Origin of the sequence: Micromonospora sp. CPCC 206060 (assembly GCF_036906895.1) — a bacterium.
In the GTDB taxonomy this organism is placed as follows: Bacteria; Actinomycetota; Actinomycetes; order Mycobacteriales; family Micromonosporaceae; genus Micromonospora.
Map to the genome: position 1 here is coordinate 281,523 of NZ_JBAKHU010000002.1, position 12,385 is coordinate 293,907.

Annotated in this window: 9 protein-coding genes; 6 read left to right on the forward strand and 3 right to left on the reverse strand. The window is 71.1% G+C overall.

Going from position 1 to position 12,385, the window contains the following annotated elements; genetic code table 11:
* Positions 1 to 38 precede the first annotated feature (38 nt).
* The 3 genes from groES to V6U90_RS03735 all read left to right on the forward strand — a co-directional run bounded on the left by groES (position 39) and on the right by V6U90_RS03735 (position 3,807).
* Positions 39 to 353 (forward strand): co-chaperone GroES, encoded by a 315-nt coding sequence (gene groES, locus V6U90_RS03725; protein ID WP_208815209.1) that lies wholly within the window; start codon positions 39 to 41, stop codon positions 351 to 353.
* A 77-nt stretch (positions 354 to 430) separates the two neighbouring features.
* Positions 431 to 2,080, forward strand: a complete 1,650-nt coding sequence (gene groL, locus V6U90_RS03730) for a chaperonin GroEL (RefSeq protein WP_334431106.1) — start codon at positions 431 to 433, stop codon at positions 2,078 to 2,080.
* A 149-nt stretch (positions 2,081 to 2,229) separates the two neighbouring features.
* A complete protein-coding gene (locus tag V6U90_RS03735) occupies positions 2,230 to 3,807 on the forward strand; it encodes a molybdopterin-dependent oxidoreductase (protein ID WP_334431107.1) in 1,578 nt (525 codons plus the stop codon).
* A 148-nt stretch (positions 3,808 to 3,955) separates the two neighbouring features.
* Here the strand turns inward: V6U90_RS03735 and V6U90_RS03740 are convergent, their stop codons facing one another.
* Positions 3,956 to 4,336, reverse strand: coding sequence for a WhiB family transcriptional regulator (locus tag V6U90_RS03740; protein ID WP_334431108.1), 381 nt, complete (start codon positions 4,334 to 4,336; stop codon positions 3,956 to 3,958).
* Between the two features lie 251 nt (positions 4,337 to 4,587).
* Here V6U90_RS03740 and V6U90_RS03745 point away from each other — a divergent pair, with 251 nt between their 5' ends.
* Positions 4,588 to 5,619, forward strand: coding sequence for a helix-turn-helix domain-containing protein (locus V6U90_RS03745; RefSeq protein ID WP_334431109.1), 1,032 nt, complete (start codon positions 4,588 to 4,590; stop codon positions 5,617 to 5,619).
* A 53-nt stretch (positions 5,620 to 5,672) separates the two neighbouring features.
* Here V6U90_RS03745 and V6U90_RS03750 read toward each other — a convergent pair whose 3' ends face one another.
* Positions 5,673 to 6,065 carry a DUF5319 domain-containing protein gene (locus V6U90_RS03750; protein ID WP_334431110.1) on the reverse strand — a complete coding sequence of 131 codons (393 nt, stop codon included), beginning with the start codon at positions 6,063 to 6,065 and terminating at the stop codon, positions 5,673 to 5,675.
* A 186-nt stretch (positions 6,066 to 6,251) separates the two neighbouring features.
* Here V6U90_RS03750 and guaB point away from each other — a divergent pair, with 186 nt between their 5' ends.
* A complete protein-coding gene (guaB, locus tag V6U90_RS03755; protein ID WP_334431111.1) occupies positions 6,252 to 7,814 on the forward strand; it encodes an IMP dehydrogenase in 1,563 nt (520 codons plus the stop codon).
* A gap of 31 nt (positions 7,815 to 7,845) precedes the next feature.
* On the forward strand, positions 7,846 to 8,964 hold the full coding sequence (locus tag V6U90_RS03760) for a GuaB3 family IMP dehydrogenase-related protein (protein ID WP_334431112.1): 1,119 nt from the start codon (positions 7,846 to 7,848) through the stop codon (positions 8,962 to 8,964).
* Positions 8,965 to 9,037: 73 nt separating this feature from the next.
* Here the strand turns inward: V6U90_RS03760 and V6U90_RS03765 are convergent, their stop codons facing one another.
* Positions 9,038 to 12,361, reverse strand: a complete 3,324-nt coding sequence (locus V6U90_RS03765; protein ID WP_334431113.1) for a ThuA domain-containing protein — start codon at positions 12,359 to 12,361, stop codon at positions 9,038 to 9,040.
* Between the last annotated feature and the right edge of the window lie 24 nt (positions 12,362 to 12,385).

The following is a 12,385-nucleotide window of genomic DNA, read 5'->3' on the forward strand; positions in this document are numbered from 1 at the left end:
TGGACTGACCGGTACAGAAACCAGTACCCCAGGAGGGTATGCCCGTGACTACCGCGACCAAGGTTGCGATCAAGCCGCTCGAGGACCGGATCCTGGTCCAGGCGAATGAGGCTGAGACCACCACTGCGTCGGGCATCGTGATCCCCGACACTGCCAAGGAGAAGCCGCAGGAGGGCACTGTCCTCGCCGTCGGCCCGGGCCGCATCGACGACTCCGGCAACCGGATCCCGGTTGACGTCAAGGTCGGCGACACGGTCATCTACTCGAAGTACGGCGGCACCGAGGTCAAGTACGCCGGCGAGGAGTACCTGGTGCTCTCCGCCCGTGACGTCCTCGCGGTCATCGAGAAGTAACCAACCGATCAGTCGATCAGTGACGCTGTCCCGGTCCGGCTCGCCGGGCCGGGGCAGCGTCGTCTGGAGGGACATAGATGGCGAAGATCCTGAGCTTCTCGGATGACGCGCGGCACCTGCTGGAGCACGGTGTCAACGCGCTGGCGAACGCGGTCAAGGTCACCCTCGGCCCGCGTGGGCGCAACGTCGTCCTGGACAAGAAATTCGGTGCGCCGACGATCACCAACGATGGCGTGACCATCGCCAAGGAGATCGACCTCACCAACCCGTACGAGAACCTCGGTGCGCAGCTGGTCAAGGAGGTGGCGACCAAGACCAACGACATCGCCGGCGACGGGACCACCACCGCGACCGTGCTCGCCCAGGCGATGGTCCGCGAGGGCCTGCGCAACGTGGCGGCCGGTGCCAACCCGACCGGCCTGAAGCGGGGCATCGACGCGGCGGCCCAGAAGGTCTCCGAGGCGCTGCTCGGCAAGGCCGTCGAGGTGGCGAGCAAGGAGTCCGTCGCGCACGTCGCGACGATCTCCGCGCAGGACGCCACCATCGGTGAGCTGATCGCCGAGGCGATGGAGCGGGTCGGCCGCGACGGTGTTATCACCGTCGAGGAGGGTTCCACCCTCGCCACCGAGCTGGAGGTGACCGAGGGTCTCCAGTTCGACAAGGGCTTCATCTCGCCCAACTTCGTCACCGACGTCGAGGCCCAGGAAGCGGTGCTCGACGACCCGTACATCCTGATCACCACGCAGAAGATCTCCGCGATCGAGGAGCTGCTGCCGCTGCTGGAGAAGGTTCTCCAGAGCAGCAAGCCGCTGCTCATCATCGCCGAGGACGTGGAGGGGCAGGCGCTCTCGACGCTGGTGGTCAACTCGATCCGCAAGACCGTCAAGGTCTGCGCGGTCAAGGCGCCGGGCTTCGGGGACCGCCGCAAGGCGATGCTCCAGGACATGGCGATCCTGACCGGCGCCGAGCTGGTCGCGCCAGAGCTGGGTTACAAGCTCGACCAGGTCGGTCTGGAGGTGCTGGGCACCGCCCGTCGCGTGGTGGTCGACAAGGAGAACACCACCGTCGTCGACGGTGGTGGCCGCACCGCCGAGGTCACCGACCGGGTCGCGCAGATCCGCAAGGAGATCGAGGCGTCGGACTCCGAGTGGGACCGGGAGAAGCTCTCCGAGCGGCTGGCCAAGCTCTCCGGCGGCATCGCGGTCATCAAGGTGGGTGCGGCGACCGAGGTCGAGATGAAGGAGCGCAAGCACCGCATCGAGGACGCCATCGCCGCCACCAAGGCCGCCGTCGAGGAGGGCACCGTACCGGGTGGTGGCGCCGCCCTGGTGCAGATCTTGGCGGTACTTGCCGACGACCTCGGCTTCACCGGCGACGAGAAGGTCGGCGTGTCGATCGTGCGCAAGGCGCTGGTCGAGCCGCTGCGCTGGATCGCCCAGAACGCTGGCCACGACGGGTACGTCGTGGTGCAGAAGGTCGCCGACAAGGACTGGGGCCACGGTCTGAACGCCGCCACCGGCGAGTACGTCGACCTGGTGAAGGCCGGCATCCTCGACCCGGTGAAGGTGACCCGGAACGCGGTCATCAACGCCGCGTCGATCGCCGGGCTGCTGCTGACCACCGAGAGCCTGATCGTGGAGAAGCCGGAGAAGGCCGAGGCGGCCGCCGGCGGTCACGGTCACAGCCACGGTCACGGTCACGGCCACCAGCACGGCCCGGGCTTCTGACCGTCGCTCGCAGCTCGTTGATCCGGGGCACCCCGCCGATGATCGATCGTTGATCACGGCGGAGTGCCCCGGTTCGTCTTCGGCCCACGGAGCTTACGGATCGGTGACGTGACTACCGGCCGTCCCGGCCGGTCGTCGAGACTGGTCCGATGAGCAGCACCTCACGTGGGTACGGCGCGCTGGCCGGGATCACCGCCGCCGCCGTGGCGGTCGGCTCGGCGGAACTGGTCGCGGTCGGCACCGGGGCCCGGAGCGCCCCGCTGGTGGCCGTCGGCGGGGTCGTGGTGGACGCCGTCCCGGAGCCGGCGAAGCAGTTCGCCATCGACCTGTTCGGGGTGTACGACAAGGTCGCCCTGCTGGTCGGTACCGCCGTACTGCTCGGTGTGTTCGCCGCCCTGATCGGGATCCTCGCGGCCCGCCGGCTGGCGGCCGGACTGACCGGGGTGGCCCTCTTCGCCGTGGTCGGCGTGACCGCCGCGTTGACCCGGCCGGGTGCCACGCTCCCCGCCGCGTTGCCCTCGCTGCTCGGCGCGCTGCTCGGTGGGCTCGTACTCTGGCTGCTCGTCGCCGGTCCGCTGGAGCCGGCTCCCTGGCCGACCGCTGGTGCGGCGGAACCCGGTGCCGGGACGGGTGTCCCGTCGACCGGGGACAACCCGTCGCCGGAGGGGCGGCGGCGGTTCCTCACCGGGACCGGGCTGCTGGTCGGCGCCGCCGCGCTGAGCGGGGTCGGCGGCCGGTGGCTGGCCGGACGGCGCGGGGTCGCCGAGGCCCGTTCGGCGCTCACCCTGCCGGCTCCGGTCTCGCCCGCACCGCCGGTACCGGCCGGTGCCGACCTCTCCCTCACCCAGCTCGCCCCGTACACCACCTCGAACGCCGCGTTCTACCGGATCGACACCGCGCTGGCGGTACCCCAGGTCGACCTGGAGACCTGGCGGCTGCGGATCCACGGCCGGGTCCGCAACCCGCTCACCCTGAGCTTCGCCGAACTGCTGGCCCGCCCGATGGTCGAGCGGTACATCACGCTCGCCTGCGTGTCGAACGAGGTGGGTGGTGACCTGGTCGGCAACGCCCGCTGGCTCGGCGTACCGATCGGCGAACTGCTCGACGAGGTGGAGCCGCTGGACGGTGCGGACCAGGTGGTGGGCCGGTCGGTGGACGGCTGGACCTGTGGTACGCCGACCGAGGTGCTCCGCGACGGCCGGGACGCCCTGCTCGCGGTCGGCATGAACGGCGAGCCGCTGCCGGTGGAGCACGGCTTCCCGGTCCGGATGGTGGTGCCCGGCCTCTACGGCTACGTGTCGGCCTGCAAGTGGCTGGTCGAGCTGGAGTTGACCAGCTTCGCGGACTTCGACGCGTACTGGGTGCCACGGGGCTGGTCGGCGCGGGGGCCGATCAAGACCCAGTCCCGGATCGACGTGCCCCGGCCCCGCAACCGGCTGACCGCCGGCCCGGTGACGGTGGCCGGGGTGGCCTGGGCGCAGCACGTCGGCATCGCCCGGGTGGAGGTACGCGTCGACGGCGGGCCGTGGCAGTTGGCGACCCTTGCGCCGGCCGTGTCGGCCGACACCTGGGTGCAGTGGTCGTGGCAGTGGGCGGCCAGCGCCGGTGAGCACACCCTTGAGGTGCGGGCCACCGACCCGACCGGGGCGGTGCAGACCGACCGGCGTCGTCCGGTCGCGCCGGACGGCGCCACCGGCTGGCACCGGGTCACGGTCACCGTCCGCTGACCCGGGAACGCCGGTGACGTGGCGCCGGGTCAGGGGGGTGCCGACCGGTTCCTGCGGTGCGCCGGCAGCACGGCGACGGCGTGACTCCCCGGAACGGCGTGACTCCCCGGAACAGGGAACCACGCCGTCGGTACGTCCGGTGTCGTGGTCAGGCCACGCGTTGGCTGGGGACGGTCGACTTGTGCGTCTGCCCCAGCCGGCTCTCCAGGCGCTGGATGTCCACCCGGGTCTGCCGACGGTCGGCGGCGTCCTCCCAGCCGATGGCGAGCAGCCGCAGCCGTTCGGACTCGCTGAACCCGCCCCAGACGCCGTACGGTTCCCGGACCGAGAGCGCGTGTGCGGCGCACTCCGCCCGGACCGGGCAGGTACGGCAGACCGCCTTCGCGCCGCTCTCCCGCCGGTTGCGGGACGAGCCGCGTTCCCCGTCGGGGTGGAAGAACTGAGCGCTGTCGCGACCCCGGCAAGCGCCGAGCCGCTGCCAGTCCCAGAGATCGACGATGGGTCCGGGCAGTCTACGTACGTTCGACATCAGCACCCCTCCTCCCGCGCGGCACCGCGATGACCTGCTTCGACCGGTTCCCGGCGGGGGCCGCGCTGGTGCACCGTTCCGGTCTGCATCGCTGATACCCAACCGTCCCACGACTCACACGTGTTTGATGAAAAGCCAGAATAGTGGTGTTGTTTGGTCGCAATTGCCCTAAAAAATTTGTCCGGATCGTCGGGAAAGTCGTCGTGATCAGAGCCGGTCATGGTCTCCTCGTCAGGGAAGGGAGATCCACCGTGCGTACCGTCCTCGTCTGCGTCCGGACCCCACTGGCCGCGCAGCACATCACCGCCGCCGCAGCCCGTCTGGGGCTGTCGCCTGCGGTCCGAACCGCCGTCTCGGACCCCGAGGTGATGCTGCGGCTCGCCGAACGGCCCGCCGACGTGGTGCTCGCGGACACCGCGCTTGCCCGTCCAGACAGCGCCGGGTTCGTGCGGCGCGTACTCGCCCGGGCACCCCGCGCGGCCGTCCTCCTGCTGGGTGCCGCAGAGCCGGGCGTCACAGCCACCGTTATCAATGCCGGTGCCCGGGGGCTCATCCCGAGCGCGGACCACGACCTGGTCAGCGCGGTGGCCAAGGCGCTGCTGCTGATCGCCGCGCCGGTCCGACCGGGGCGGCGCCCGACGGCCGTGCTGGGTACCCGGGGACTGACCCTGCCGGTTGACGCGGGTGACACCGCCGAAGGCCGGCAGGCCGGTGATCCGGTGGCCCCTGAGGTGGGTCACGTCACAGGTGACCCGGTCGTCCGGGTGCGCCGTGCGGTGACGCCGGCGGTGACCGGCCGGCCCACTGCGGGTGCCGGGCCGGCGGCCCGGCCCGGGGACGGGGCTGCGGTTCCCACCGTGGTGCCGGTGCAGCGCGGCGACGACGTGGCCGAGGTGCCAGAGGACGAGGAGCCGGGACGGGTGCCGGGGGGCCGGATCACCCCGGCCGGCACCGCCGGTGGCAGGTCCGGCGGCCCCGGCGGGGACCGGCCGACCAGTGGGACCGGTGGCCGGTCGCCCGGCCGATCCGGCGGTACGGCTGCCGGGGAACCGTCCCACCGGGGGGACGACGCTGCCTCTGGCCGTTCGGTCGCGCTGACCGAGCGGGAACTCCAGGTCCTGCTCGGGATGGCCGACGGCAAGAGCAACGCCGAGATCGGCCGGGAGTTGTTCGTCTCCGAGGACACCGTGAAGACCCATGCCCGCCGGCTGTTCCGCAAGCTCGGTGCCCGGGACCGGGCACACGCCGTGGCGGCCGGGTTCCGGGCCGGCCTGGTCGCCTGACCTCCACCGCGCCCGGCCGCCGGGCTCAGGTCGTCGGTCCCGGCCCGCCGGGCTCAGTCGTCGGTGCCGTCGCTCAGCGAGTCGTGCACCCCGTCCGCGTACCCCCGGGCGTAGTCCCAGGTGACGTAGTGGTCCGGGTCCGGGTCGTACGCCGGCTCGTGGACCCGGGGACGGCCGGAGTCGAGCAGGTGGCGCAGGTTGCCCCGGAGCAGGTCCCAGTCGAAGTAGTGCGGCTCGTGGCAGTCCTCGCACTCGATGACCAGGCCACGGACCCCGCTGGGGCCGAGCAGGGCCTGGTAGATCTCCAGGTCGGCCAGATCCTCCAGCACGTCCTGCCGCTCCACCTCGGTCAACGGGTCGGTCCGGGCGTCGCCGTCCGGATCGTCCAGTTCGGCGGAAGGGTCGGCGGGGTCACCGTCGAACGGGTCGATGGGCTCGTCGTGCACCCCTCCACCGTAGTGGTAACCCCCGGTCACCCGTACACCCGGCATCCGTCGGCGACGACCGGCGCCCACCGGGGTCGCCGCAGCTCCACGGGTACGATGAGGCACACACGCCGTCACCCCCGTGCGCGCCGGTGACCGTGCGTGTCGTCTCGCTGAAGCCCGTCCGACCAGCTCAGGGGAGCAATCGTGGAAAATTCGCCGACCGCCGATCTGCCGACGGGTGCGGACTCCGGCGAGCTGGCCGGGCACCTGCCCGAGCTGCCCGCCGGCTCGGCCCGGGTGGTACCGCTCGGGTTGACCTTCGACGACGTGCTGCTACAGCCGGCCGAGTCCGACGTCGTCCCGAGCCGGGTCAACACGGTCACCCGGCTGACCCGCAACATCACCCTCACCATCCCGCTGCTGTCCAGCGCGATGGACACCGTCACCGAGGGCCGGATGGCGATCGCCATGGCCCGCCAGGGCGGCATCGGGGTGCTGCACCGCAACCTCTCCGTCGAGGACCAGGCACTCCAGGTCGACCTGGTCAAGCGCTCCGAGTCCGGCATGATCACCAACCCGGTGACGTGCAGCCCGGACGACACCCTGCGCGACGTCGACCAGCTCTGCGGCCGGTACCGCATCTCCGGTGTGCCGGTGGTCGACGCCGAGGGCGGGCTGGTCGGCATCGTGACCAACCGGGACATGCGCTTCGTCTCCGACCCGGCCACCCGGGTCCGTGACGTGATGACCCGGATGCCACTGGTCACCGCGCCGGTGGGGGTCACCAAGGACGAGGCACTGGCCCTGCTCCGCCAGCACAAGGTGGAGAAGCTACCGCTGGTCGACGACGCCGGCCGGCTGCGCGGTCTGATCACCGTCAAGGACTTCACCAAGAGCGAGCAGTTCCCCAACGCCACCAAGGACGCGGCGGGCCGGCTGCGGGTCGCCGCCGCCGTGGGCGTCGGCGAGGACTCCTACAAGCGGGCCCGCACCCTGGTCGACGCCGGGGTGGACGTGCTGATCGTGGACACCGCGCACGGCCACCAGCGGGCGGTACTGGAGATGGTGGCCCGGCTCAAGCGGGACACCGCCGTGGACGTGGTCGGCGGTAACGTGGCCACCTACGCGGGGGCGAAGGCGCTGGTCGAGGCGGGTGCCGATGGCGTGAAGGTGGGCGTCGGCCCGGGCGCCATCTGCACCACCCGGATCGTCGCGGGCGTCGGTGTGCCGCAGGTCACCGCGATCATGGAGGCCGCCCGGGCCTGCCGTCCGGCCGGCGTGCCGGTCATCGGTGACGGCGGCATCCAGTACTCCGGCGACATCGCCAAGGCGCTGGTGGCCGGGGCCGACACGGTGATGCTGGGCAGCCTCCTCGCCGGCTGCGAGGAGAGCCCGGGTGAGCTGCTCTTCATCAACGGCAAGCAGTTCAAGGCGTACCGGGGGATGGGGTCGCTCGGCGCCATGCAGTCGCGTGGCCAGGCCCGCTCGTACTCCAAGGACCGCTACTTCCAACAGGACGTGCTCAGCGAGGACAAGCTGGTCCCCGAGGGCGTCGAGGGCCAGGTGCCCTACCGGGGCCCGCTCGCCGCGGTCGCCCACCAGCTCGTCGGTGGCCTGCGCGCCGCGATGGGGTACGTCGGCGCGGAGAGCATCCCCGAGCTGCACCGTCGTGGCCAGCTCATCCGGATCACCGCGGCCGGGCTCAAGGAGAGCCACCCGCACGACATCCAGATGACCGTCGAGGCGCCCAACTACCACACCCGCTGAGCCACACACCCCTTCTACCCTGGAGCGACCCATGCGAGACGTGGTCGAGATCGGGCTGGGCAAGACCGCGCAGCGCGGCTACCACCTGGACGACATCGCCATCGTGCCGAGCCGCCGGACCCGGGACGTGGACGACGTATCCACCTCCTGGCAGCTCGACGCGTACCAGTTCGACATCCCCTGCCTCGGGCATCCCTCCGACGCCACGATGAGCCCGGCCTCGGCCACCCGGCTCGGTCAGCTCGGTGGTCTCGGCGTGCTCAACGTGGAAGGGCTCTGGACCCGGTACGAGAATCCGACCAAGATCCTGGAGGAGCTGGCCGGGCTGGGTGAGGAGGCCCCGGCGACCCGGCGGCTCCAGGAGGTGTACGCCGAGCCGATCCGCCCCGACCTGATCGCGGAGCGGGTACGTGAGCTGCGGGCCGGCGGCGGCACGGTCGCGGTGCGGGTCTCGCCGCAGCACACCCTCGCGCTCGCCCCGGTGATCCTGGACGCGGGGGTGGACATCCTGGTGATCCAGGGCACGCTGGTCTCCGCCGAGCACGTCTCCACCACCGACGAGCCGCTGAACCTCAAGGAGTTCATCGCCGACCTCGACCTGCCGGTGGTGGTCGGCGGCTGCACCGACTACAAGACGGCGCTGCACCTGATGCGTACCGGTGCGGCCGGCGTGATCGTCGGGGTGGGCGGTGACCAGTGGTCGACCACCGAGTCGGTACTCGGTATCCGGGTGCCGATGGCCACGGCCATCGCCGACGCGGCGGCGGCCCGTCGGGACTACCTCGACGAGACCGGTGGCCGGTACGTGCACCTGATCGCCGACGGTGACGTGCAGACCTCAGGTGACATCGCCAAGGCGCTCGGTTGCGGGGCGGACGCGGTGATGCTCGGTGAGCCGCTGTCGCTCTGCGAGGAGGCACCGGCCGGCGGTGCCTGGTGGCACTCGGCGGCCAGCCACCCGTCGCTGCCCCGGGGGGCCTTCGAGCCGGCCGGCGAGCCGCTCGGCTCGATGGAGAAGCTGCTCTTCGGTCCGGCCGACGAGCCGAACGGTCAGCTCAACCTGTTCGGCGGCCTGCGCCGGGCGATGGCCAAGTGCGGCTACCGCGACCTGAAGGAGTTCCAGAAGGTCGGCCTGGTCCTGGACCGCTGATCCTTTCCCGTCCGACGAACGAGACCGGCCCCGCTGATGTCAGCGGGGCCGGTCTGCGTTGGTGGTGGTGCGATCAGTTGGTGCCGAACTCCACCCAGTTGAGGTTCACCAGGCCGGTGGTCGGCCCGCCCGGCACGGCCGCGAAGACCAGGTACAGCCGGTGCGCCCCGGCCGGCTGGGAGACCGGGATGCTGGTGCCGGTGAACGCGTTGTTACCCGAGGTGGCGTTCAGGGGCGCCGACGCGACCAGCGGACCGGTCGGCGAGTCCAGTCGCAGTTCGACGGTGGCCCGCGCGGTGCCGGCCGTGGCCGCCGATCCCCCCGAGTGCCGCAGCGTCACCGAGGAGACGCCACCCAGGTTGATCGGGTCGAAGGCGATGTGGTCGCCCGGGTCGATCCCGCTGACGTGCTGCCCACCGCCGGTGTCACCGGTGCTGGCCAGGGTCACGCCCTGCTGGACCTGGGCGTACTCGGCCTGCTGGCGCGGGGTCTGGATGATCGCCTGACCGACCGTGGTCAGCGGGGCCTGCCCGCCGCCGCCGAGGTCCGTGTAGGAGGCGCTGATCCCGCCGTAGAGGTAACCGCCGGCGTGGTCACCGCCGTCGGCCGGGGTGGCGACCGTACCGGTGCAGCCGCTGGTGGAGCTGTCCGGGTGCCCGTGGGTGTCGTGGCCGAGGACGAAGCTGACCGTCATCCGGCTGCAGTCGATCGGCCCGTCCTCCGGGTCGGTGACGGTGATGGTGAACGGCACGTTGTCGCCCCAGTTGAAGAAGCTGCCGGCGACCGGGGAGGTGACGGTGACCGTCGGCGCGGTGTTGCCGACCACGATGACCCGGGTCAGGACGGCGGTCTTCCCGCTGGAGTCGGTCACCGTGAGCCGGGCGGTGTACGTGCCGTTGGCGGTGTAGGTGAACGACGGGTTCGGGTCGGCCGAGTCGACGGTGCCGTCGCTGGTGAAGTCCCAGGCGAAGGAGATCGACTCACCCGGGTCCGGGTCGGTGCTGCCGGCCGAGGAGAAGTTCACGGTCAACGGGGCCTGCCCGGAGGTCGGCGAGGCGTTCAGCACCGCGACCGGAGAGCGGGTGCCCTTGACGTAGCGGATCACCGAGAGCTGGGCGTCCGGGTTGGCCCGGAAGAAGCCGTCGCCGTACTCCAGCAGGTAGAGCGAGCCGTCCGGGCCGAACTCCATGTCCATCGGGTTGTCGAAGACGAAGCCCGGCAGGAGCTGCTCCACGCCGACCAGACCGCCCTGGCCGTCGGTCCGCATCATGAAGATCTTGTCCCGGGTGAACTCACCGAAGACCACCGCGTTCTGGTGGTACTCCGGGAACTTGACCTGGGAGTCGAGATCGGCGTCGTACGAGTAGATCGGGCCGCCCATCGGACCGACGCCGCCGGTGCCGATCACCGGCCACGCGAAGTCGCACGGGGTCGCCGGGTTCGACAGGTACGCCCCGGCGCACGGGGTGGTGGCGTTGAACGTGTACCAGAACTGCGGCTGCTCGACCGGCGGGAGGACGGTACGGCCGGTGTTGCGCGGCGAGTTGTTGACCGGGGCCGCGCAGTCGAACGGCGCGCCCGAGGTTCGGGTGGCGAAGTCGTAGTCGACGTACGGCAGGGTCGGCGAGTAGCAGTACGGCCAGCCGTAGTTGCCGGCCTCGCTGGTGGCGAACCAGCGGCCGGTGCCCTCCGGTCCCCGGGTGGGGCTGGGGGTCCGGGAGTCCGGCGAGTAGTCGCCGATGTAGACCATGCCCCGGGCGTCCACGTCGAACCGGAACGGGTTACGCAGACCCATCAGGAAGATCTCCGGCCGGGTCCGGTTGTCGGTGTCCTCCGCCTCCGGGAAGAGGTTCCCGTCCGGGATGCCGTACGTACCGTCCGCCTTGACCCGGATCCGCAGCAGCTTGCCGCGCAGGTCGTTGGTGTTGCCGGCGGAGCGCTGCGCGTCGTAGCCGGGGCCCTGGGTGGGCGACTCGTTGATCGGGGTGAAGCCGTCCGAGCCACCGGCGTTGGTGTCGTCCCCGGTGATCAGATAGAGCTGTCCCTTGCCGTCGAACTTGATCTCGCCGGCGACGTGGCAGCAGATGCCCCGGTCGGCGTCGACCCGCAGGATCTGCTGCTCGGTGCTCAGGTCCAGGTGCGGGGTGGGCTCCTCCACCAGCTTCACCCGGGAGAGCTGGTTGTAGCCCTTGAACTTGTCCCAGACGGTCGGATCGGTGGAGGTGGCCGGGGCGTCACCCTCGTTGACGCCGGGGGTGGCCGGGTCGTCGACCGGGGTGTTCAGCCTCGGCGCGTAGTAGAGGTACACCCACCGGTTGGTCGCGAAGTCGGGGTCGATGGCGATCGACTGGAGGCCGTCCTCGTCGTGGGTGTAGACCCGCACGGTGGTGATGACCGGGCTGGCGCCGCTGGTCGGGTCGTAGAGGCGGACCTCGCCGGCCCGGGTGTTGTGCAGTACCCGGCCGTCCGGCAGCACGGCCAGCGACATCGGCTCGCCCGGCTCGTCGTTGAGGGTGGCCTTCTCGTAGTTGCCGGTCACCGTGGCGCCGCAGTCACCCTCGACGACCCCGGCCGTCCAGCGGATCGCGCCGAGCAGGTGCTGCTGGAAGTGGTTCGACCGGTACGTCTCGGCGGAGTGGCCCAGCCCGGTGTAGAACGATCGGCCGCCCTGGTAGTCCTTGCACCAGGTGATCGGGTGGTCGTACCCCATCGAGCCGCCGGAGTAGCTCTTCTCGTCCACCGTGGCCAGTACGTGTGCGCTGCCCCGGACGTTGGTGGTGAAGTTGTACCACTCCTCGGTGAGGGTCAGCGTGCGCGGCAACGTCTCGGCGGCCGGGTGGGCCCGGTCGGCCACGTCGATCCGGCCCTGGCTGACCGCCGGGGCACCGGCGACCTTCGTACCGACCAGGTTCTGGTAGAAGGCCCAGTCCGGCTCGGTCTCCGCAGCGGCGTGCACGCCCAGGTATCCGCCACCGGCCCTGATGTACGCCTCGAACGCGGCCTGCTGGCCGTCGTCGAGGATGTCGCCGGTGGTGTTGAGGAAGACCACCGAGCGGTACTTCGCCAGCTCGGCAGCGGTGAACACGGCCGTGTCCTGGCTCACCGTGACGGTGAAGCCGTTTCCCCTGGCCAGCTTCTGGATGGTGTCCACGCCGTCGGCGATGGACGCCCGGCGTTCCCCGGCGGTCCCGGTGAAGACGAGTACCCGGTAGTCACGGGGCGCGCGGACGGTGGAGCGCAGCGCCTCGGGGCCGTTCTCGGTAACGACGAGTGGCTCGTCCGGGGTGTTCCCGGCGGTACCGGGGGCGGCGGAGGTCGGTGCGGACAGGGCGAGTGGGACGGTGAGGGCGAGACCAGCGGCGATGGCGAGCCATCGGCGTCCGGGTGAGCGGATCATGATTCCTCCGAGGGTCGGCAGGCG